This window comes from Candidatus Protofrankia californiensis (genome assembly GCF_900634765.1).
Lineage (GTDB): Bacteria > Actinomycetota > Actinomycetes > Frankiales > Frankiaceae > Protofrankia > Protofrankia californiensis.
In genome coordinates, this window is record NZ_CAAAFT010000087.1 from 1,194 (window position 1) to 1,677 (window position 484).

At 77.5% G+C, this 484-nt stretch carries 1 pseudogene; it reads left to right on the plus strand.

The annotated features are described in order from the left end of the window. Positions 1–191: 191 nt before the first annotated feature. Positions 192–484 (plus strand): annotated as a pseudogene (locus DD1DGNOD_RS27750) (hypothetical protein); the annotation flags it as partial.

The following is a 484-nucleotide window of genomic DNA, read 5'->3' on the forward strand; positions in this document are numbered from 1 at the left end:
GTGGCTGGTCCGCCCGCCGCGGGCCAGGACTTTCTGTTCCACGGCGGCGGCTTGGGCGGCGGACAGGGCGGTGGTGGCCTCGACGGTGGCGCGGAGGCGGCCCAGGTCGATGGTGCCGGTGGCCAACGCGGCCAGGGTGGCGGGGGAGCCGGCCGACCGCGGTCACGGCCAGGTGGAGTCCGGCTGCGGCCGTGGCCGGGGATAGGTGGAGTTCGGCGGCGATCTCCTCGGCGGCGAAACCCGCCCCGGCCGGACCGTCCGACCCCGGTGCGTCCGGGGCCGGTGGGGTGTGTCGCAGGGCGGCGAACCGGGCCTGCGCACGGATGAGCAGCGCCTCCAGCCCGGCGATGTGCCGGTGGACCGCGGCCATCACCGTCAGGCAGCCATCCGCGTCGCAGGCTGTGAGCGGGGGCAGGCCGGCGGACACGCAGCAGCCCACCCCCACACCGGCCGCGGCCGGTGGGAGCGGCCGTGACAGTGGCAG